We start from the raw sequence: 21,459 nt of genomic DNA on the forward strand, positions 1-21,459 counted from the left end.
AAGCGCCGAGGGGAACCAGAAAGTGGCGGCACGGCCCGCCAGGGCCTGCCCACCGCCAGCGCTCAATCAGCGCCAGTCACGGTATCCGTGGTGCCGGTGGTGGCGGTGCCCTTCACGGTAGTAATAACCGGGGGGCGGTGCGTAATACACCGGTGCGGGTGGCGCGTAGTACACCGCTGGGGTGGCGGTGGGGGGGCGTAGTAAATGGGGCGTGGGGCCACATACACGGGGGCAGGGGCCACATAAGCAGGGTAGCCGTAGCCATAACCATTGCTCACACCCACCGACACTCCGGGCGAATTCACGCCAATCGACCAATTGACATCGCGCGCCTGGGCAGAGCCTGCGCCAGCCAGCAGCGCCAGTGCCACACCAGCCGCAGCGGCCATGGCTTGGATAGAACGGGTTTTCGTCATGGAAATCTCCTTTTTGAAGGGAGGCGGCCCACGGGTGGGGTTGGCCTCTGCAGTGCATAACGCACCAAGTGACCAAAAGGATGTCATGAAAACACCGCAATATTGTTTCTGGAAGTACACACTGACAAGCGCCCAGAGAAATACGTCACACAAAGCCCAAGTTCGCCCACAGGCCCGCCAACCTGTAACCGCCGCCTAAAATGGGCGAATGAGCACCCCCACCCCCGCCAACACCCTACCTGCAGGCACCGCCTCAGCCCCTGAATCCGTCAAGCCCAGCAACTTCCTGCGCCAGATCATTGAAGCCGATCTGGACAAAGGCACCTACGCCAGCCGCCGCTGGGCTGGCACCCCCGGCGACGCCGCCCACCACACCGCAGGCGAGCCCGACCCGGCCAAAATCCGCACCCGCTTCCCGCCCGAGCCCAACGGCTACCTGCACGTCGGCCACGCCAAAAGCATCTGCATCAACTTTGGCCTGGCGCGCGACTACGGCGGCGTGTGCCACCTGCGCTTTGACGACACCAACCCCGAAAAAGAAGACACCGAATACGTCAACAGCATCATCGACGCGGTGAAATGGCTGGGCTTTGACTGGAACGGCAGCCAGGGCGACTACAGCGCCGCCCCTTACCAGGCCAGCGACTACTTTGGCTTCATGTACCGCGCGGCGGAATATTTGATCGAAGCTGGCCACGCCTACGTGGACGAACAAACCGCCGAACAAATGCGCGTGAACCGGGGCGACTTCAGCAAGCCCGGCGTAGACAGCCCCTTCCGCAGCCGCACCCCGGCCGAGAACTTGGCCAAGTTCCGCGAAATGCGCGACGGCCAGCACGAAGATGGATCGATGGTGCTGCGCGCCAAGATCGACATGGCCAGCCCCAACATCAACATGCGCGACCCGGCCATCTACCGCATTCGCCGCGCCACCCACCACAACACGGGCGACACATGGTGCATTTACCCCATGTACACCTTTGCGCACCCCATTGAAGATGCGCTAGAGCAAATCACCCACAGCCTGTGCACGCTGGAGTTTGAAGACCAACGCCCCTTCTACGACTGGCTACTGGAGCGCTTGACGGAAGTGGTAACACTTCCCGATGGTCGCGTTGTGGGCGGCCTGCTCGCATCGCCCCCACCTAAGCAGTACGAATTTGCACGCCTGAACCTCACCTACGTCATCACCAGCAAGCGCAAGCTCGCCCAGCTGGTGTACGACCATAAAGTGAGCGGCTGGGACGACCCCCGCATGCCCACCATCGTGGGCCTGCGCCGCCGTGGCTACACCCCCGCCGCCATCCAGACCTTTGCCGACCGCATTGGCGTGACCAAGTCCGACAGCTGGATCGACTACAGCACCCTGGAAGGCTGCCTGCGCGAAGACCTGGAGCTGAAGGCCCACCGCGGCATGGCCGTGCTCAACCCCGTCAAGCTGGTGCTGACCAACTGGGACGAAGTGATGGGCGCAGGCCACCTGGAGCCCTGCACCCTGCCCGCCCTGCCCCACCCGCCCGAAGGCGTGGAAAGCCCCGTGCGCCACTTCACCATCGGCAAAGAAGTTTGGATCGAACGCGAAGACTTTGAAGAAGTGCCGCCCAAGGGCTACAAGCGACTCTTCCCCGGCAACAAGGTGCGCCTGAAGGGCGGCTATGTGATTGAGTGCACCGGCTGCACCAAAGACGCCAACGGCGTCATCACCGAAGTGCTGGCCACCGTGGTGCCCGACACCAAGAGCGGCACCCCCGGCGCCGACACCGTCAAGGTGAAAGCCGCCATCACCTGGGTGGGCGTGGCCGACGGCGTGAACGCCGAAGTGCGCATGTACGACCGCCTGTTCCTGGACGCCCACCCCGACGCGGGTGGCAAAGACTTCATTGAAAGCCTGAACCCGAACAGCCTGAAGGTAGTGACGGCCATCGTGGAGCCGTCATTGGCGAATGCCAAGCCAGACGACAAGTTCCAGTTTGAACGGCACGGGTACTTTGTGGCGGACCGGGTGGATCACCGGGCGGGGAAGCCGGTGTTTAACTTGGCGGTGGGGCTGAAGGATAGTTGGGGGAAATAAACTCATTATCACATTTAACATTGAATCCAGCCGACATTATAAAAATAATGTAGCGCATGCGTAACTTATCGATCAGAAATTATCAATAAAAATGGAGAATAATATGAAGGAGGGCAAGGGAAATGAAACAGAAAAAGGTGGCATTCCAATGCTAAGCTGGTTCGAGGGACCCGCCAAGCAGTCTATAAATTCCGTATTCACCGGTATAAACGCAAAAGTTGAGTCATTAGATCTATTCAACAGATATTACTCTCATCATATAAAAATGTTAAGAGATGAGGTATCTACAATAAAATTGCTGGGGATGGCTCAACCTGAAAAACTACTTTCGCTTTATTCTCCAGCAAAAGTATCCCTCACCATAGCAAGACGCTTGTATTCAGCCGAGTGGCATAAAGCTGATTCAATCAATGGTGTTCACAAAAAGGGCGGTAGTAGAGGAAAAATACAAAAAGGCGAGCTAGTTTTCGGCGACGAATACGTTGAAGGGAATAGTCGTATTGCCGTCCTGGGCGGCCCAGGTGCTGGAAAAACCACATTCTTGAAATTCTTAGCTTTAGCTTTTTCGGATGAAAAAGTATTTGAATAATCAAGACTAAAGACGTCCAAAATTCCATTCTTTGTGCCACTCCCTCTTTTGGCAAAGAATCAAACGTCCATTTTTGAGCATTTGCTAAACCCAATCCAAGCAAAAACAGACAACCACGCAAAGAGTTTCCTTACGCGCGTACTAAATAATGGCCATGCGATTATATTACTTGACTCCCTAGATGAAGTGCCGCGAGATATTCGTCCAAAAATCATTGAGGAAATAAATGATTTTTGCAAAATTTTTTCGAGCGTCAAAGTAGTTGTTTCCTGTCGTACCGCCGACTATCGCGAGGTTTTAGAAAAATTTTGTGAAGTTGAAGTCGCAAAACTAGAGCCCGTCTCAGTTGAAAAAATTGTTAAAGCTTGGTTCAATACAGATAAACCAAAGGCAGAAGCGCTCTGCCGACTCATTAAGCAAGACAGGGGAATTGCAGATTTAACGGAAACACCACTGCTTCTAAGCCTCTTGTGCGTTCAATTTCGTCACGATCTTTCACTTCCGAAGCGGAAGGCTGAACTTTTCAGACGATGCACAGAAACCCTACTCCGCGATTGGGATGCTACGCGAGGTTTTCGACGAGACTCTGCATTCGAAGGATTGACCGATTTCAATAAAGAAAAATTATTCGAAGAAATCGCTGGAAATTTCACAGTTACAGAGTTTGCTTTTACATTTCCAAGAACAGAGCTATTAAAGCAGATGCGTGCTTTTAGTCAGCGTGTTGATCTTGCCGAAGAGGATGCAGAAGGAATACTTTTAGAAATAGACCAGCATCATGGAATTCTTGAGCAGTTCTCGCAGGATGACTATGGATTTAGCCACACGTCATTTCAAGAATACTTTGCGGCAAAGCATCTCATATCCAAGCGGCTTGAGAGAAAAATCGTACAAGCAAAATACGACAATCAAGACTGGTATCCAATTATAGAGTTTGTCGTAGCATTAATGGATGACCCCACGGAAATAATTAATTTTTTAATCGAAAAATCTTCTATTGCAGGTCTGACGAACTATCCTCCGATGGCCAAACGAACTACTTGGCTGTATCTTTTATATAGATGCTTAGCAACCAAACCATATGTTAATCCTACTGTTCGCACAAGAGCAATTGAGCACCTCATTGAGTCTCAAATAGAAATTGCTCGGATCTACGGCATGGGTGGCGTCTTCCCAATCGCACAATACATCAATGGTGGAATTCGGCATCCATTTTTATGGACAAATCGTCGACAAAGCCTCACAGAGGCACTGGCACCATACCGACTTCTATCCAATGAAATTTTAAATACTCCATTAGATGGCTATGCAGATGCAGTTTTTCGACGAGTTGAAAATATTGATCAACGCTTAAACTCAATCTCGCTTACAGACACAAAGAAAATAGTTCCGACCACAGACACCGATAAAGAAAAAGATTTGCGCTTGGAGAGAGCCAAAAAACAATACCTAAGAAATTCATTAATAGCAAATTTAGTCACTCCACTTGCACGAATTTCACCAAGCCTGACGATTGCCTCACTAAATACCTTGAAATCCGAAGGCCAATGGTCATCCAATGTACTCAAGCAAAGTATTGAACTAATCGAAAAAGATGTTGGCCTTATGCGAAAATAAATCAACCTTCCAAAATTATTGACTATACTTATTTGAAATACCAAAATTTCCGCACGCCGAAATACAAAATCTGTAACGAACAATTCGTAAATACACTTCAGTATTCAATAATTTCCCACAGAAAAAACTGGCAGCCCTGGATTAACTGTGCCACACCGTTAGTTGTTAAAGTGCGACGCACTAATATAAACTACATTACCAAAAATATTACTGACACAAAGATCTTCACCATGAGCACAGTAGCGGGCAACGGGGTCAGGTCTTGTCTTTTGCCTTTATTGATGATCGAGGCCGGCTGCAGTCAATGGCCATAAGCGTTCTATTCCAAGGGAGATAAACATAGATGGCAAAGTTTCTTTCGACAACCGGCACCAACTATCACCTTGAAGAACTCATCAAGAGTGCGTCAGATCGCCTGATTCTGATCAGCCCTTTCCTCAAACTCAACGACCGGATGAAGGAGCTTCTGGCCGATAAAAACCGTCTGAAAATCGACGTCCGTATCGTCTATGGCAAAAGCGAGTTGCAGCCACAAGAAATTGAATGGCTGCGCGGCCTGACCTACATCCGCACCAGCTTCTGCAAGAACTTGCATGCCAAGTGCTACATGAATGAAGAGATGTGCATCATCACCAGCCTGAATCTGTACGAATTCAGCCAGGTGAATAACAACGAGATGGGCATCCTGATTCAGCGCAGCGACGACGGGCAGCTCTACAAAGACGCTTATGAAGAGGCGCAGCGCATCATTCGCATCAGCGATGAAGTCCGCATTTCTTTGGAGCGAGTTACCAGCGACGGCGATGTGAGTGGCAAGGACGACGATAAAGGTGCGACGGATGCGCCAACAGACAAGCTCACGTCATCCAAGATTGGGCAAAAGCTGGGGTTAAAAACAGCACAGTTCTTGGATCGCGCAACGGAGCTGGGTTATCTGGTCGCCGATGGCGACAAACACACCATCACACCTAAAGGCGAAAAAGTGGGCGTGGAGTTCGTTGCCAAATCGCGGTTCGGCCCGTACTTCTTGTGGCCGCAAGACTTCCATCTGGTCTGAATATGGCGCCGCAGTCCATCATCCACTTCTGGTTCACCGAGCTAACCCCTCAGCAGCACTTCGCCAAAGACGCAGCGTTAGACGAAAACATCCGCACCCGCTTCGCCCCCACGCTAGAGGCCGCAGCCCGCTGTGAACTGTTCCCCTGGCGCGCCACGCCCGAGGGTCGGCTGGCAGAAATCCTGGTGCTGGACCAGTTCTCGCGCAACGTGCACCGCGACACCGTCCGCGCCTTTGCCCAAGACGCGCTGGCCCTTGCCCTGGCGCAAGAGCTGGTGGCCAGCGGGCAAGACCGCAGCCTGCCCACAGCGCAACGCGTGTTCGTCTACATGCCGTACATGCACAGCGAATCTGCCGTGATCCACGAGCAAGCCCTCAAGCTGTTTGCGCAGCCGGGCATGGAAAACAACCTGGACTTTGAGCGCCGCCATAAGGCCATCATTGACCGCTTTGGGCGTTACCCGCACCGCAATGCCGTGCTGGGCCGCAGCTCTACGCCTGAAGAACTGGCGTTTTTGAACGAGCCTGGGTCTTCGTTCTAAACTCCCCCCTCATCAGCCTGATCGCTACGCTTTTGATAGCTGCCTGCGCTTTATCTATATGCGCTGCAGCCAGATATCTCTCATAATTTGGGCATTCAACCGCCAGAGGGCGCGCTCGCTGGCTTTCACGAGGGGGTGGCAATGCACAAACCGACCGGGCAAGCATCGGTGGCGATGGAGCGTTTTGGCTGGATTGAGCGGCCGGGGCGCGAGTTTCCTTTCTTCAACAACCAGCCTGCCCGCATCTCCGGGCCGCAGTGGCTGCTGCTGATGGCTGCGGCGGCTGCCGGGTTGCTGGTGGTGACTTTGCCAATTGCTTGGCCTTGGCCCCCTGCGGGCAGGCTGATTCCGTCGGTACTGCTTGCGCTGATTCCCTTGGCTTGCCTGCGCTGGGTGGCTCCGGGGCATTGGCAAAGTTTGTTTGCCAGGGTGTCTGTGCGCGATGTGCTGTGGATGTTTTTCTTTGCGCTGCTCAACATTGTGGTGACGGTGGCCGTGGGGTTGATGCTGACATCGGTGATGCCCCAGGCGACCAACCCTGGCGCGACGATGTTGCAGGCCAGCGGCCCGTGGGAGCGCGTCATCATCTTTGCCAACATGGCGCCGCAGCTTCTGGGGGAGGAGCTGATCACCATCCTGCCCTTTTTGGCGCTGATGGCGCTGTTCACCCAACGTTTGGGGGCCCGCCGCAAAACCGCTGTGGTGGCAGCGTGGCTCCTGTCTGCGGCCCTGTTTGGCCTGATGCATCTGCCTACGTATGGGTGGAATGTGATCCAGTGCCTGGCCATCATCGGCACCGCCAGGCTGGTGCTGACGCTGCCGTGGATCATGACCAAGAACCTCTGGGTTTCTACGGGCGCGCACATCATCAACGACTGGACGCTGTTTGGAATGGGTTTGCTGAGTGGGGGTGCGCTGTTGTGGACGCCAGCAGGGGTTTAGGCGGGCTTTCAAGCCAGGCCATGGGTCCGTCATGGGGGCTTCGCTGCACCATCCACTGCTCTACAGCTACACTTTTCATAGCTGCCTGCGCTTGCATTGCAAGCGCTACAAGCTGATTTGACCTGTGCCGCATGAGGCCAATGACGCCCCCGGTGTGCAGACTAGCTACCGTGGCGGCGGGCATACCGGCATACCAATGACCAGCGATAAGCCTGCGCAGCACCAAAGCCCCCCGGTGCGGCAGGTGCTGCGCAATTTGCGATACAAACACCGCCATGCTCTCTACGCCACCCACGCCGTCCCCGTTGCCTCCATTCACCCCCACCTATGGCCCCGTGCCGCCCGGCCCGCTGGCGGGGCCGCTGCAGTTGCTGCCCGTCAACGCCGAGGTGGTGGCAGTGCACTCCGCCACGGGCGCGCATGTGGGTTCGCTCAAAAAGATAGGCGGATTGTGGAAGTTCAAGGCCATGGGGTACGACGCGGCAGGCCACATGGAGCCCGGCCACGGCCCGCTGACGGACCAGCACAACATGGCATTTGCCGCGCCCGATGCGGCCGAGGTGAGCGCGCGGCTGTTGGGGGCGCTGGCGAGTGGGTCGTAGGCGTAGGCCTGAATCTCTTTGCACCCAATTTACTACTATTTTGATAGCTGCTTGCGCTGGTACTGCAAGCGCTGGGGTCGGATTTGATTCATAAAAATAGCGTCAAAGGCATTGTGAACGGTAGCTTCAGCCCCAAAAATTCAAAAAGTGTTTCTCATATTTGACAAAAAAGCATTTTTGCAAATAATGAGAAACATCATGCCATCACCCGCACCGATTACACCTGAACATTGCGCCGCCCAGTTGCAAACCCTGGGCGCGCAGATTCGCGCACAGCGCAAGGCGCTGCGTCTGAGCGCCACGGTGACGGCAGAGGCGGCAGGGCTGTCGCGGGTGACGCTGCACCGCATTGAGAAGGGCGAGCCCTCGGTGACCATGGGCGCGTGGTGCAACGCCATGGCGGCGCTGGGCATGGGGCTGCTGGCCCAGACGGGCACGCAGGCACCGCCCGCCGCAGAGGCAGATCACACGGGCTGGATTCCGGCGCGGGTGGCGCTGGCGGACTACCCGCAGCTGCGCGCATTGGCGTGGCAGGTGCATGGCACGGACACCCTCACCCCTGCCGAGGCGCTGGGCATTTACGAACGCAATGCCCGTCACCTGGACATGGCTGCCATGCCTGCCCACGAGCAGGCGTTGCTAGAGGCATTGCGGCTGGCACTGCAGCCCGCCGCTAACGCGGGGGCCAGCGATGCAGTTTGAGCGCCCGCACCACCAGCGCATTGCGCATGTGCTGGCGGCGATGAATGGGGACACGCTGCGGCAGCAAGGCTGCCTGTTTGGGGGCGGCACCTGCATTGCGTTGCGCTACGGCGAGTACCGCGAGTCGGTAGACATTGACTTTTTGGTGTCGGACGCGGGCGGTTACCGGGAGCTTCGGCACCTGCTCACCGGCCCTGATGGCTTGGCCGCCATCACCCACCCGCATGCCCAGCCGCTGGTGGCCCTGCGCGAGATTAGGGCCGACCAGTACGGCATTCGCACGCAGGTGCAGATGGATGGGCAGGCCATCAAGCTGGAGATCGTGCGCGAGGCGCGCATTGCACTGGAGCCACCGGTGGCGGGCGACACGGTGTGCGGGGTCAGCACGCTGACACGGCTAGACCTGGCTGCATCCAAGCTGTTGGTCAACTCAGACCGGCAGGCCGACGATGGCGTGTTCAGCCGCGACGTGATCGACCTTGCCATGATGGAGCTACCCCTGCCCGCCTTGCGCGCCGCGCTGGCCAAGGCCGCAGAAGCCTATGGCCCTTCGGTGGCGCGTGACCTGGGCAAGGCCATAGACCGGCTGCAAACCCGCACCGGCTGGCTGGAGCGCTGCATGCAAGCGATGGGCATGCTCATGCCCAAAGCGGCGCTGTGGCAAAAGGTGCGCGCCCTGCGGCGCATCGTGCCCGAGGCCTGAGGCAACACTACGCAGTACCCAACGGCAATACACCACCTGCGCCACCATGTCCCGCCGCCCGCACCACCACGTCTACGTCATCGAACTATCGAAAGACGTGCTGCGGGAGCCGCGCTTTCGCCGCTGCAACCCTGGCTATATCGACGGCAAGCCGTGCGTGTATGTGGGCATGACGGGGCTGGACCCGGATGTGCGGTTTGACAAGCACAAGGCGGGCATTCAGGCCAACCGGTATGTGCAGCAGTACGGCCTGTGGTTGCTGCCAGACCTGTACGAGGGCTTTAACCCCATGCCTTACGAAGAGGCGGTAGACCGCGAGATTGAAATCGGCATCGACCTGCGGTCGGCCGGGTTTGGGGTGTGGCAGGCCTGAGGGTGCGCTGCGTGGCAGCAGGGTTGAGGGCTTACGGCCATGCTGCACAACGAGAGTAGCCTGGGTCTGCAAAGAAGTTAAGCTATTACATTGATAGCTTCCAGCGCTTACCCAGAAAGCGCTACAGGCATTTTTATTTAAATGCACGAATCACGCAGCAGCCGTTGCACCAGCGCGGGGCCAAAGACCTTGGGTGGGCCTGCGGTTTGGATGAGCGGCCTTGTGGCGCGGCGCGGTCTTTCTAGAATGAAGCGGACTGACGGCACTTTTGCCGCGCGCCCCACGGAGACAAAAAACCATGCCAACAACGCCGGGAATGTCGCGAGTGCAACGCGCAGTGCTGGCCGCTGTGTTCGCAGCCATTTTGGTGGCAGGCTGGCTTGCGGCGCAGAGCTTGCTGGAGCTGGTGCGCGCACAGCGTGCGCTGGACGAGGCGCACCGCGCGGTGCACGTGAAGGACCTGCTCATCCGCCAGATGCTGGACGCGGAGACCAGCCAGCGGGGCTATCTGATTGCGGGCAGCTCGGAGTACCTGGCGCCCTACCACGTGGCGGTGGCAGAGATCAAACAGACGCGGCGCCAGCTAGAGCGCATGAGCCCCGACGCGCAAGACGCCCTGCAGCTCGAGGCGCTGATGGAGCAGGTGGACCAAAAGCTGGCAGAGCTGGCCGAGACCGTGGCGCTGCACACCAGCGGCAAAGGCGAGCAGGCGGCAGCCATTGTGCGCAGCGGCCATGGCCGCAATCTGATGGAAGACATTCGCGCCAAGGCGCAGCAGTTTTCTGCGGGGCAAGAGGAGCACATCAACGTCCTGCGGGCCGAGCATGCTCAGGCCATCACCCACGCCTACCTCACGCTGGGGCTGGCGCTGCTCACCAGCATTGGTCTGCTGGTGTTTGTGCTGGCGCGCAGCATAGCGTTTGCGCGCAAAACTGCTGCCAACGAATGCGACCTGATGAACCGCAACACCGAGCTGCTGGCACAGGCGGCCCGCACCAACGAGCACAACGCGCACATGCAGCGGCTGTCTGAGCTGGGGCGCTTTTTGCAGACCTGCGAAGACATGGAAGAGGCCCAGGGCCTGCTGGCCGAGCGCCTGCCCGCGCTGCTGCGGTCAACGTCTGGGGCGATGTACCTGATGGCGGCCTCGCGCAACCAGTTGCGCCGCTGCGTGGCCTGGGGTGAGCGGCCTTTTGTAGAGTTTTTTGAACCGCACGAGTGCTGGTCGCTTCGCAAGGGGCAGCCCTTCGCGCAGCCCGGTGCAGGCAGCGCCAGCACCTGCCGCCATTTGCAAGCGTGCGAGGTGCCCTCGCCACCGGGCACGCTGTGCTTTCCCGTGGCATCGCACGGCGACCTGAACGGCATGCTGGTGCTAGACCCGCAAAGCCAAGGGGTGGACTTGCCCGAAGCGCTGGTGGCACAGTTGCGGCAGACGGCGCTGGAGCAGGTGTCCCTGTCGCTAGGCAACCTGCGCCTGCGCGAGTCGCTGCGCCAGCAGTCCATTCGCGATGCACTGACGGGGCTGTACAACCGCCGCTTTCTGGACGAATCCTTGGCGCGCGAGATTTTGCGGGCCGAGCGGCGCGGCCCCCAGCAGCCCGATGCTCCGCTGGCGGTGCTGATGATTGACGTGGACCACTTCAAGCAGTTCAACGACAAGTTTGGCCACGAGCTGGGCGACCGGGTGCTGCGCGGCGTGGCGCAGACCCTGACCGACACGGTGCGCGCGAGCGACCTGGTAGCGCGCTATGGCGGCGAGGAGTTCACTGTGGTGCTGCCCAACACCACGCCGCAGGTGGCGCTGGAGCGCGCCCAGGCCTTGTGCGATGCGGTGATGAAAATGCCCCCGGTGGCTGACGGTGGCAACGTGCATCCGCCCATCACGATTTCCGTGGGCATGGCGTGCATGCCCGAGGATGGGCAGGATGCCAATGCGCTGGTGCAGAACGCCGACGCAGCGCTGTACCGCGCCAAACGCGATGGACGCAACCGCGTGGTGCGCTACACCGCCGGGGTGTGATGCGGCGCAGGGCACAACACCCTGCCACAGCCAGCCTCAATACCGATTGGAAAAATTGGCACTGATGCGCTGGCGCAGGTACTCCGCCCCGGTGATGGGCGGGTACTTTTTGCCAGGGCCTTCGATCACGGCGTCTTCATTGGCCTGCGCAAAAAAGGCCAGGCTGTAGCGGGCGCCCTGGTATTCGTGCGGCAGCGGGTTGCGCACGCGGTGGAAGTTGCTGGGCAGCGCGTCGTCGCTCCAGCGGGTGAGCATGTCGCCGATGTTGCAGGTGATGACGCCTTCGGCGGGCTCCACCGGCGTCCACTGGCGGCCTTCCATCTCTTTGCCGGGCAGCACCTGCAGCCCGCCCTGCCCTGGGCGCTGGAACAGCAGCGTGAGGCAGTCAAAGTCGGTGTGTGCACCGGCGCGCCACAGGCCCAGCTCGTCTTTGAGGGCCGGGTCCATCGCAAAGTAATGCAGCATGCGCAGCGTGCTTTGGTAGCTGGGCACGTCAGGGTTGTGGGCGCGGGTGAAGAAACCTTCGTCAAACCCCAGCTTGTACGCAAAGCACGACAGCAGGCGCATGGCGACCTCCCAGCACTGGCGCTCAAAGGCCAGGCTGGCTGCTTGAAAGCCGGGCAATTCGGCATCGCTGGGCCACAGGCCCTGCATGCGGGGGCGGGTGATTTGGTAGGACTCTTTTTGATCGGGTGTGCGGGTGGAGGGGCGGATCTGACTCTTGTGCTCCCACCCCGCGTTGCGGGACAGGGGCCACTGGGCTTTGGTGTCGGCTGGCAGCGCAAACAAAGCCTCGGCCCGCGCAAAGGCATCGCGGATGTCTTGCAGCGCTATGCCGTGGTGGCTGACCTGGAAGAACCCAATGTCTACCGCCGCGCTCCACAGTTCGTCGGCAATCTCGCGCTTGCGGTGTTCAAAGTCGCTCAGGTCAATGCAGCGCACCTCGCGGGTGTGGGTCTCGTGGCCCATGTCGCCCATGCGGGCTTCCTTGGCCAGCTCGCCCAGCACGTCGGGCGCGACGGAGGGGGAATACGGCGTGTTGGAGAGGCTGTGGGGCTGGGTAGCAGCGGTAGAGGTGGTCATGGCAGTGTTCCTTGTCAAAGTACCAAAGTACAAAATCAACAAGGGCTGGGCCTGCACGGGCCAGCGTTGTCATCTGCGTGCGGCGCACAGCAGACACGTTCACTGGCCCATGCTTGCGCCTGGGCGCCCTTGAAGTGGACAGGGGCAACGGCCCTGCCGGGGCCAGGCCGCTTCCCTCTTCAAGAGCAATGACCCGCCTACAGTCTCCGCCCCCTGGTGGGCGGACACTGCAGCGCTGAACGCTTCTACTCTTGCCCTCACCCAAGCAATTCAGGGGCCAGCAGTGCGGTGGCTTCCCAGCGACTCACCGCACTCAAAAACACCGCAAAGACAACGCTTAAGTGCCATGCAAGGGTGCGCAGCACCACACTCTGCCCCGCTTCGGTGATGCCCTGCACCACAACGGCGTGCGCAAGCTGGTGCAGCGCCGTGTGCTCAGGCCAACGCAAGCGCCCAGCAGGCCGCGCAGCCGCCACCACAAAAGCAGCGTGCACCCTTTGCGCTGCAGCAAGAGCAGCCTGAATCACCACCGCAACATCACTGCGATGCCGCGCGCCGGGCACGCTTCATGCATTGGCATGCCCTTGAGTAGAAGCGTTCAGCACACAGGCCCCGCGCCTGTGTTGCCCGGAAATTGCTCAGTTTCGTGCCGACCTGCCTGGCATGTGCCGGAGGCTGGTGCGGGTGCCCGTTTGCCTTGTGCAGGGGCGCGCGCCCTGCCCCGCCATAGCGAGTGCGGTCGGTGGTCTGCAGCACTTGTTCAATGGGGCACCGCCATGCAAAGACGCCTGTTTCTCTCCACCTCTGTCGCCTCTTCCATCAGCCTTGCGGCGCCTTGGGTGCACGCCCAGGGGCCGCTCACACCGCTCAAGTTCACGCTGGACTTTCGGGTGACGAGCCAGACATCGCCCTTCTTTCTGGCGCAGGCCAGGGGCTACTACAAGGACGAGGGCCTGGACGTGAGCATTGATGTGGGCGCGGGCTCGGTGGCCTCCATCACCCGCGTGGCCAGCGGGGCGTATGACCTGGGGCTGGGCGACATCAGCTCGCTGACCGAGTTCCACGCGCAAAACCCTGACACGCCGGTGCAGGCTGTGTACCAGTACTACAACCGCGCGCCCTTCGTCATCATTGGCCGCAAGGACCGGGGCGTGACCAGCGACTTTGCCTCGCTCAAAGGTAAGCGCGTGGCGGCGGCTGCAGTGGAATCCACCCGCCGCAGCTGGCCCATGGTGGCGCGCAGCCTCAAGACCACGCCCGACCTGTTTGAATGGGTGACCACCGATTTCAGCGCACGCGACAACGTGATGGTGCGCGGCGATGTGGACGCCGCCACGTACTTTCACGACTCGGCCGTTTCGCTGTTTGCACGCATGCCCGCCAAAGACCTGGCCGTGCTCGAATACAGCAAGGCGGGCCTGCAGCTGTATGGCAACGCCATCCTGGCGGGCAAGCTGCTGCAAGACAAGCCCGAGCTGGCCAGAGCCTTTTTGCGCGCCAGCAACCGCGCCCTGCGCGAGACACTGCAAAACCCCGATGCCGCGCTGGCCGCCATCAAGGCGCGTGAGCCGATTTTGAACATGGACGTGGAGCGCGAGCGCTGGGCCATCACCCGCCAGTACCTGGCTGCACCCGAGGTGCAAAGCGTGGGCCTGGGCGGTGTGCAGGCCAGCGTGCTGGCCCAGCAGGTGGACGAGGTGGCCGCCGTGTATGGCTTGGCGCGCAAGCCTGCGGCAGAGCGCGTGTTCAACCCCGCCTTTTTGCCCGCTGCGGCAGACCGCAAGGTGGCGGCATGACGGCAGTGCCTGCACAGCCCCCGCTGCCCGCCGAGGTGCCGCTGCACGAGCGCGATGGCCGCCACCTGCGCCACGCCATTGCGCTGGCCGACACGGCCCGTGCTCGCGGCAACCGCCCTTTTGGCGCGTTGATCGTGGCCCCGGACGACACCGTGCTGGCCGAGGCCTGGAACGCCAACGGCGAGACGGGCGACTGCACGGCGCACGCCGAGACCTCAGCCATCCGCCTGGCCAGCCCGCGCCACAGCCGCGAGGCCCTGGCCCAGGCCACGCTCTACTCGTCGGGCGAGCCGTGCGTGATGTGCGCGGGCGCCATCTTCTGGTCGGCCATTGGCCGCGTGGTGTACGGCATTGACGCCGAGCGGCTGCGCGTGTTCCGCGGCGAGCGGCTGGACCAGCGCGATGCCGAGCTGTCTTGCCGCGATGTGTTCAACACCTCAGGCCACGCCATCGAGTGCATTGGGCCCGCGCTGGTGGATGAGGCATCGGCATCGCACCAGGGGGCGTGGAAGGCTTGATTGCGGCGCAGATTGCTACGCTTTCAATAGCTGCCAGCGCTTTATCCACAAGCGCTAGCGGCCGTTTTTATTCAGATACTCACTACCGATAGCCGTAGATCCAGATCGAGCCATCAGCCTTCTCGTATGGCACACCCACGGACTGCAATGCCTGCCCCAGCGCGGCCTCACAGTCGACCACTGTGGGCGGCAGCAATTGACCGACAGGCTCCAGGTATCTGGGTCGGATGCGCAGCCATTCGATGGAATACAAAGGGTGAATCCCCTCCGTCCAGTCGCCCAGGTACCAAACGTCTGCATCAAAGGTGCTGGGCTCCGGTTCAGCGTGCAGCACGTCTTTGCGCTGGTATGGCGGTGAGAAAGGCAGCGCGCTGATAGCGCCCAGCAACTCGCACCACTTGGTGTCGTTCATCCACGCACCCAGGCCACGCTGCGCCAGCGCTTCCCTCACCTGGCGCTTGTGCTTTGCAACAACGTCGTCCATGCGCAGGTCAGCGGCTGCTGGCCAGCACAAAGTCCAGCGCAGCACACACCGCAGCCACTTGTGCGGCGGTGCAGGCCTCGGGTGTGGTGCGGGGGCTGTCGGGGTAGACCTCGGTGGTGGTGGTGTAGCGCGCGCCCGTCACGCTGGCGCACAGGCCCCAGGCGGCCAGCTCGTAGCGAATGACGCCGGGCTCGGTCATGGGCGAGCCGATGATTTCGTTGCGCTCGTCCGGCGGGGCAATGTGGGTGACGCGGGCCACCGCCTGCAGCACGGCCTGCTGGAAGGCGGGCTGGGGGTTCTCGGTGTCGTCCACCAGGTAAAAACCGTCGGGGATGCTGCCGGGCTCAAACGCCTTGCCGTCGCGCGCGGCCACTGCGGGGCGGTATTCGGATTCGTCGGTGTCGGTGGTTTCGTGCAGGTCAATGTGCGCCGCAAATGCGCCTTGCAGGGATGCCACCTGGGCCACCAGCGCCATGAGTGCGGCAGACTCTTGCACCGTGCTGCCGGTGCGAAAGCTGCGGTTGGGGTCGATGGCGTCTTGGTTCCAGCGCTGGATGCGCTCCCAACCCCAGGGGCTGATGCAGGGGGCCACCAGCCAGTTCACGCGGCCTGCGTAGCGCTCGCCGTGCTGGTCCACAAACCGCAGCGCGCCCATCACGCCACTGGTTTCGTAGCCGTGCACACCGCCGGTGACCAGCACGGTGGGCAGGCCCGCCACCCAGGCGCGGGGGCGAATGGCCTGCAGCGCATAGCGCTCATCACCATAGACCACTTCGCCGTAGCTCGTCACATCAAAGCGGGTGCGCAGCGTATCCACGGCGGCCAGCACGTCATCGGCATAGCTGCGCTGGCGCACTTGGCGCGCGCGCCACTGGGCCAGCTCGGCAGGGCCCCAGAGCTGGCCGGGGGTGCCAATGGGATACGAAGCGGGAGGGAATGCCGTGGCGGGTGCAGTAGTGGGCGCAGTGCTGGATACGGTCATGAAAAAAGCCCCGGCGGCAACGCCGGAAGGGGTGTGCGGCGTGTGGCCGGGGCCTTTATTTTGCCGGGGGATGGCGGGGATCCATCAAGCCGGCAGCTCACCCGCTGGGCAGGTTACTTCAGCCACTTGGTGGCGGCCTGCTGGATGGCGCCACGGCTTTCGATCAGGCCCCACACAAAACCCATCACGCGGGTGTAGTCGGCGTCGTCGGTGGGCACCATGAAGCCCAGGTAGTTCTTGGGCGTCAGCGGTGCGTCCACAAACGCGGCGTAAAGGCGCGGGTCGGCCTTGGCGTAGTGCAGGGCTTCGTAGGTTTCGGTGATCATCACATCGCCCTTGCCTTCGGCGATCAGCGCAGGGATCTCTGCGTTCTTGTCGTGTGTGCTGACCTGGGCGGCCTTGAGGTTGGCCAGCACAAAGGTTTCGTTGGTGCCGCCGGGGTTCTTGATGACGCGCACGGTGGGCTGGTTCAAGGCGTCCACGCTGGTGTATTTGGCCTTGTCGGCGCTGCGCACCAGGGCCACTTTGCCAAACGGGGCGTAGCCGGGCAGCATGTCAAACAGGCGCATGCGGTTGACGTTGCGGGTGATGCCGCCCACGGCCACATCAAACTTGTCGGCCTGCAGGTCTTTGACCAGGTTGGGCCAGGAGGTCTGCACGTATTCGATCTTCACGCCCAGCTCTTTGGCCATGGTTTCGATCACATCAATGTCGTGGCCCGAAAAGCCCGCATCGGTCTTGATGGCGAAGGGGCGGTAGTCGCCCGGCGTGCCCACGCGGATGGTTTTGGTTTCCATGATCTTGTCGAGCCGGGGGCCTGCCTGCGCTGCCTGGGTGAAGGACAAGCAGGTGATGACGGCGGCAGCGGCGATGGCGATGAATTTCTTGGGGGTCATTTCAAAAAGGCTCCGAAGAGGACGAGGGTGGAGGGAAAACGCGATAGCAAAAGCACCGTATGCCAAAGCACGATGGATGCCAATGCGGGGTTACCACGGAAGCCCTTCGCCAGTGGCCAGATGGCATAGCGCCAGTGCATGCCTGTGATTAGTTTTAATCAATGGATATAGATAGTTGATTGAAATATCCTTTACTCACTTGTTTAAGCCAACTACCAAGGAGAGACCCATGAGCAGCAGCGAATCCAAATGCCCCTTCCACAGCGCCACCAGCGCGCAAGGCGCCAAGACGGCAGTGGCCCGCCAGTCCAACCGCGACTGGTGGCCCAACCAACTGAACCTGGGCATCCTGCACCAGCATGCTCCGGCCTCCAACCCGCTGGGCGAAGACTTTGACTACGCCGCTGCTTTTGAAAAACTGGACTACGCAGCGCTCAAGGCCGACCTGACAGCACTGATGACCGATTCGCAAGACTGGTGGCCTGCCGACTGGGGCCACTACGGCGGCCTGTTCATCCGCATGGCCTGGCACAGCGCAGGCACCTACCGCACTGGCGACGGCCGTGGCGGTGCGGGCACGGGCAACCAGCGCTTTGCACCGCTGAACAGCTGGCCCGACAACGGCAACCTGGACAAGGCCCGCCGCCTGCTGTGGCCCATCAAGCAAAAGTACGGCAACGCCATCTCGTGGGCCGACCTGATGATTCTGGCGGGCAACGTGGCGCTCGAATCCATGGGCTTCAAGACCTTTGGCTTTGCCGGGGGCCGTGCCGACATCTGGCAGCCTGAAGAAGACATCTACTGGGGTGCCGAAGCCCAGTGGCTGGCCACCAGCGACAAACCGAACAGCCGCTACAGCGGCGAGCGCGACCTGGAGAACCCGCTGGCCGCCGTGCAGATGGGCCTGATCTACGTGAACCCCGAAGGCCCGGACGGCAAGCCCGACCCCGTGGCCAGCGGCCGCGATGTGCGCGAAACCTTTGCCCGCATGGCCATGAACGACGAAGAGACCGTGGCCCTGGTGGCTGGCGGCCACACCTTTGGCAAGGCCCACGGCGCGGGTGACCCGACCCTGGTCGGCGCCGAGCCCGAAGCCGCCGCCATTGAAGTGCAAGGCCTGGGCTGGATCAACCAGCTGGGCAGCGGCAAGGGGGGGCACACCACCACCAGCGGCATTGAAGGCGCCTGGAAGCCCAACCCCACCACCTGGGACAACGGCTACTTCGACATGCTGTTCGGCTACGAGTGGGAGCTGACCAAGAGCCCCGCAGGCGCGCACCAGTGGGTGGCCAAGGACGTGAAGCCCGAGCACATGATCCCCGACGCGCACGACCCCAGCCAAAAGCACGCGCCCATGATGACCACCGCCGACCTTTCGCTGCGCATGGACCCGGCCTACGAAAAAATTGCCCGCCGCTTCCACCAGAACCCGGCCGAGTTTGCCGACGCCTTTGCCCGCGCCTGGTTTAAGCTGACCCACCGCGACATGGGCCCCAAGGCCCTGTACAAGGGCCCTGAAGTGCCAGCAGAAAACCTCATCTGGCAAGACCCCGTGCCTGCCGTAGACCATGCACTGATCGACGCGCAGGACGTGGCCGCACTCAAGGCCAAGGTGCTGGCAACGGGCCTGTCGGTGGCGGAGCTGGTGTCCACCGCATGGGCCTCGGCATCGACCTTCCGTGGATCGGACAAGCGCGGCGGTGCCAACGGCGCACGCATCCGCCTGGCCCCGCAAAAGGACTGGGAAGCCAACCAGCCCGAGCAGCTGGCCAAGGTGCTGGTGGTGCTTGAAGGCGTTCAGGCCGCGTTCAACTCGGCGCAAAGCGGCGGCAAAAAGGTATCGCTGGCCGACCTGATCGTGTTGGCAGGCAATGCCGGTGTGGAAGCTGCGGCCAAGGCTGCAGGCCAGGCGGTGGAAGTGCCCTTTGCCCCCGGCCGCACCGATGCCAGCCAGGCGCAGACCGATGTGGAATCGTTCGCCGTGCTGGAGCCCGTGGCCGATGGCTTCCGCAACTACCAGAAGAAAACGTTCAGCGTGCCCGCCGAAGCCCTGCTGATCGACAAGGCGCAGCTGCTGACCCTGAGCGCGCCCGAGTTGACGGTGCTGGTGGGTGGCCTGCGGGTGCTGGGCGCCAACGTGGGGGGTGCACAGCACGGCGTTTTCACCCAGCGCGCCGGGCAGCTCACCAACGACTTCTTTGTGAACCTGCTGGACATGGGCGCCGCCTGGGCCCCCACATCGCCCGCCAACGATGTGTTTGAAGCCCGCGACCGCAAGACCGGCGCCGTGAAGTGGACAGGCACGCGGGTGGACCTCGTGTTTGGCTCCAACTCGCAACTGCGCGCCTTGGCCGAGGTGTATGCGCAGGCCGATGCACAGCCCAAGTTTGTGCGCGACTTTGTGGCCGCCTGGACCAAGGTGATGAACCTGGACCGCTTCGACTTGAAGAAGTGATTTGGAGAAGTGAGCGGGCATCCGTGACGGATGCGGCGCAGGGCGCGAAATTGGGTTAACTTCACGCCCCTGCGCTTTGGACTGCCCCTGAAAAGGCAGTCCAATGGATCACCCGGGCTGGCGCAGCAATGTGCCAGCCCTTTCTTCGTCTGGAACTGAACCCATGAACTTCGCTGACCGCCTCAAGCAACTGCCCTCTGCCGCCCACCTCACCTCCTTGCAAGTGCTGGGCGCTGACGGCGCTGTGCTTGCCACCCTGGAGAACAAGCCCGGCCAAGCCGGTTCGCTGGCGCTGTATGCCGCACTGGCCGCGCTGTACGGCGGCCACATCACGCCCGCCGCTGCCAGCCTGGGCCTGGAGTGGTATGCCGAGCACACCGCCGATGCCCACGCCCACCCTGGCAAGCACCCCAACATCGACCGCCTGGTGCAATGGGCCCAGGGCAGCACGAGCTACGCGGTGCGTGTGCAGGCACTGGCCTGAGTGCATTGACCCGATGGCTGTGCGGCCAGCCCAGCCCATCGGAAACACCCTGTAAAGCCGCAAGCGCAGGCGTTTACAGCGCCACAGGGCTGGGGGATGATGGGCGCCCCACCACTCCCCCACCCAAGGCCCGACATGACCCAGAGCAACGCCCCCGCATCCACCGGCACCGTCACCCTGCACCGCGTGTTGCGCGCCCCGCCAGAGCGGGTGTACCGCGCCTTTCTGGACCCCGACGCCATGGCCAAGTGGCTGCCTCCCCACGGCTTTACGGGCCGGGTGCTGGAGATGGATGCCCGCGTGGGCGGCGTGTACCGCATGCAGTTCACCAACCTGGCCACGGGCCACACCCACGCGTTTGGCGGGCGCTATCTGGAGCTGGTGCCGGGCGAGCGCATCGTCAACACCGACCGCTTTGACGACACACACCTGCCTGGCGAAATGCGCACCACCGTCACCTTCAAGGCCGTATCGGTGGGCACCGAGCTGGTGGCGGTGCAAGAAGGCATTCCGGCCATGATCCCGACCGAGGCATGCTACCTGGGCTGGCAAGAGTCGCTGCAGTTGCTGGCGCAGCTGGTAGAGGCCAACATTGCGGGCTAGAGCGGCCTGCACCAAAGGCAAGGCAGCAAGCCCACCCAAAGCAGCCGGGGTTAATTAGCTCCTTTTTTTATAGCTGCCAGCGCTTATCCCTTGAGCGCTAGCGGCACTTTTTATTCAAAATTCGGTTACCCTCGCCGCCTTACCCTCAGGAATGCACCATGAAAAAACTCAACGTCACCATCCAGCTTGAAATGTCCGTGCCCGACGACTGGGAGCTGGTGGGCACCTCGGAAGGCACCCCTGTGCTCAAGCTGCCCAACGGCACCTTCATGGACGTCGCCATCGAGCCCCTGTTTGCCACCAACCCCGAAGAAACCTGGAGCAGCACCGACGATGACGACGTGCTCAACGACGTGCTGGACATGGTGGACAGCGAATCGGTGACCTACGAGTTCGTCACCCACTGATGGCCTTGTGACGGGGCTGGCGGTGTGCCGCATGCCATGCGGTGCACCGCGTCTGCGCCTTCCCACCACATCAATATTGATAGCTGCCAGCGCTTATAAAATGCGCCCTGGCGGCTA

22 protein-coding genes and 1 pseudogene are annotated in these 21,459 nt (G+C 61.0%); 17 read left to right on the top strand and 6 right to left on the bottom strand.

The window, feature by feature from the left end; all coding sequences use genetic code 11:
• Positions 1-66: 66 nt before the first annotated feature.
• Positions 67-416 (bottom strand): annotated as a pseudogene (locus tag EAG14_RS11960) (hypothetical protein).
• Positions 417-624: 208 nt separating this feature from the next.
• Here EAG14_RS11960 and EAG14_RS11965 point away from each other — a divergent pair.
• The 11 genes from EAG14_RS11965 (at position 625) to EAG14_RS12010 (ending at position 11,634) form a co-directional block, all read left to right on the top strand.
• Complete coding sequence (locus EAG14_RS11965; RefSeq protein WP_121728979.1) at positions 625-2,487, top strand: glutamine--tRNA ligase/YqeY domain fusion protein; 1,863 nt, start codon at positions 625-627, stop codon at positions 2,485-2,487.
• A gap of 103 nt (positions 2,488-2,590) precedes the next feature.
• Positions 2,591-3,076 (top strand): hypothetical protein, encoded by a 486-nt coding sequence (locus EAG14_RS22820; protein ID WP_162995982.1) that lies wholly within the window; start codon positions 2,591-2,593, stop codon positions 3,074-3,076.
• 21 nt (positions 3,077-3,097) lie between these two features.
• A complete protein-coding gene (locus tag EAG14_RS11970) occupies positions 3,098-4,693 on the top strand; it encodes an NACHT domain-containing NTPase (RefSeq protein ID WP_121728980.1) in 1,596 nt (531 codons plus the stop codon).
• A 343-nt stretch (positions 4,694-5,036) separates the two neighbouring features.
• Positions 5,037-5,750 carry a phospholipase D family protein gene (locus EAG14_RS11975; protein ID WP_121728981.1) on the top strand — a complete coding sequence of 238 codons (714 nt, stop codon included), beginning with the start codon at positions 5,037-5,039 and terminating at the stop codon, positions 5,748-5,750.
• Between the two features lie 2 nt (positions 5,751-5,752).
• On the top strand, positions 5,753-6,292 hold the full coding sequence (locus EAG14_RS11980; protein WP_121728982.1) for a DUF924 family protein: 540 nt from the start codon (positions 5,753-5,755) through the stop codon (positions 6,290-6,292).
• 141 nt (positions 6,293-6,433) lie between these two features.
• Positions 6,434-7,234 carry a CPBP family intramembrane glutamic endopeptidase gene (locus EAG14_RS11985; protein WP_121728983.1) on the top strand — a complete coding sequence of 267 codons (801 nt, stop codon included), beginning with the start codon at positions 6,434-6,436 and terminating at the stop codon, positions 7,232-7,234.
• Between the two features lie 275 nt (positions 7,235-7,509).
• Entirely contained in the window at positions 7,510-7,836 is a 327-nt protein-coding gene (locus EAG14_RS11990) for a hypothetical protein (protein WP_121728984.1), read from the top strand.
• A 198-nt stretch (positions 7,837-8,034) separates the two neighbouring features.
• Complete coding sequence (locus tag EAG14_RS11995; RefSeq protein ID WP_121728985.1) at positions 8,035-8,538, top strand: helix-turn-helix domain-containing protein; 504 nt, start codon at positions 8,035-8,037, stop codon at positions 8,536-8,538.
• Positions 8,528-9,241, top strand: a complete 714-nt coding sequence (locus EAG14_RS12000) for a nucleotidyl transferase AbiEii/AbiGii toxin family protein (RefSeq protein ID WP_121728986.1) — start codon at positions 8,528-8,530, stop codon at positions 9,239-9,241. Before EAG14_RS11995 ends, EAG14_RS12000 begins: the two co-directional genes overlap by 11 nt.
• A 46-nt stretch (positions 9,242-9,287) precedes the next feature.
• The gene (locus tag EAG14_RS12005) at positions 9,288-9,614 is read left to right on the top strand and encodes a hypothetical protein (protein ID WP_121728987.1); all 327 of its coding nucleotides are present in this window, start codon (positions 9,288-9,290) and stop codon (positions 9,612-9,614) included.
• Between the two features lie 298 nt (positions 9,615-9,912).
• Complete coding sequence (locus tag EAG14_RS12010) at positions 9,913-11,634, top strand: diguanylate cyclase (RefSeq protein WP_121728988.1); 1,722 nt, start codon at positions 9,913-9,915, stop codon at positions 11,632-11,634.
• A 36-nt stretch (positions 11,635-11,670) separates the two neighbouring features.
• Here EAG14_RS12010 and EAG14_RS12015 read toward each other — a convergent pair whose 3' ends face one another.
• Positions 11,671-12,612 carry an isopenicillin N synthase family oxygenase gene (locus tag EAG14_RS12015; RefSeq protein WP_240457056.1) on the bottom strand — a complete coding sequence of 314 codons (942 nt, stop codon included), beginning with the start codon at positions 12,610-12,612 and terminating at the stop codon, positions 11,671-11,673.
• A 362-nt stretch (positions 12,613-12,974) separates the two neighbouring features.
• Positions 12,975-13,211, bottom strand: a complete 237-nt coding sequence (locus tag EAG14_RS12020) for a hypothetical protein (RefSeq protein ID WP_121728990.1) — start codon at positions 13,209-13,211, stop codon at positions 12,975-12,977.
• A gap of 282 nt (positions 13,212-13,493) precedes the next feature.
• Between EAG14_RS12020 and EAG14_RS12025 the strand changes: the two genes are divergently transcribed.
• Together EAG14_RS12025 and EAG14_RS12030 are read left to right on the top strand one after the other, a co-directional pair.
• Positions 13,494-14,513, top strand: coding sequence for an ABC transporter substrate-binding protein (locus EAG14_RS12025; protein ID WP_121728991.1), 1,020 nt, complete (start codon positions 13,494-13,496; stop codon positions 14,511-14,513).
• On the top strand, positions 14,510-15,031 hold the full coding sequence (locus EAG14_RS12030; protein WP_121728992.1) for a nucleoside deaminase: 522 nt from the start codon (positions 14,510-14,512) through the stop codon (positions 15,029-15,031). Before EAG14_RS12025 ends, EAG14_RS12030 begins: the two co-directional genes overlap by 4 nt.
• Before the next feature lie 82 nt (positions 15,032-15,113).
• Here EAG14_RS12030 and EAG14_RS12035 read toward each other — a convergent pair whose 3' ends face one another.
• The 3 genes from EAG14_RS12035 to EAG14_RS12045 all read right to left on the bottom strand — a co-directional run bounded on the left by EAG14_RS12035 (position 15,114) and on the right by EAG14_RS12045 (position 17,393).
• Complete coding sequence (locus EAG14_RS12035) at positions 15,114-15,515, bottom strand: DUF6678 family protein (protein WP_121728993.1); 402 nt, start codon at positions 15,513-15,515, stop codon at positions 15,114-15,116.
• 7 nt (positions 15,516-15,522) lie between these two features.
• On the bottom strand, positions 15,523-16,497 hold the full coding sequence (locus EAG14_RS12040) for a M14 family metallocarboxypeptidase (protein ID WP_121728994.1): 975 nt from the start codon (positions 16,495-16,497) through the stop codon (positions 15,523-15,525).
• Positions 16,498-16,610: 113 nt separating this feature from the next.
• Positions 16,611-17,393, bottom strand: coding sequence for a transporter substrate-binding domain-containing protein (locus EAG14_RS12045; RefSeq protein WP_121728995.1), 783 nt, complete (start codon positions 17,391-17,393; stop codon positions 16,611-16,613).
• Between the two features lie 229 nt (positions 17,394-17,622).
• Between EAG14_RS12045 and katG the strand changes: the two genes are divergently transcribed.
• The 4 genes from katG (at position 17,623) to EAG14_RS12065 (ending at position 21,342) form a co-directional block, all read left to right on the top strand.
• The gene (gene katG, locus EAG14_RS12050) at positions 17,623-19,848 is read left to right on the top strand and encodes a catalase/peroxidase HPI (protein WP_121728996.1); all 2,226 of its coding nucleotides are present in this window, start codon (positions 17,623-17,625) and stop codon (positions 19,846-19,848) included.
• Between the two features lie 163 nt (positions 19,849-20,011).
• Positions 20,012-20,332: a DUF2322 family protein gene (locus tag EAG14_RS12055; protein WP_099655205.1), complete on the top strand. Its 321-nt coding sequence runs from the start codon at positions 20,012-20,014 to the stop codon at positions 20,330-20,332.
• Positions 20,333-20,467: 135 nt separating this feature from the next.
• Entirely contained in the window at positions 20,468-20,935 is a 468-nt protein-coding gene (locus EAG14_RS12060; protein WP_121728997.1) for an SRPBCC family protein, read from the top strand.
• A gap of 158 nt (positions 20,936-21,093) precedes the next feature.
• A complete protein-coding gene (locus EAG14_RS12065; RefSeq protein ID WP_099655203.1) occupies positions 21,094-21,342 on the top strand; it encodes a hypothetical protein in 249 nt (82 codons plus the stop codon).
• Positions 21,343-21,459: the final 117 nt, after the last annotated feature.

The sequence above is a fragment of the Acidovorax sp. 1608163 genome (assembly GCF_003669015.1).
Classification (GTDB): Bacteria; Pseudomonadota; Gammaproteobacteria; order Burkholderiales; family Burkholderiaceae_C; genus Acidovorax.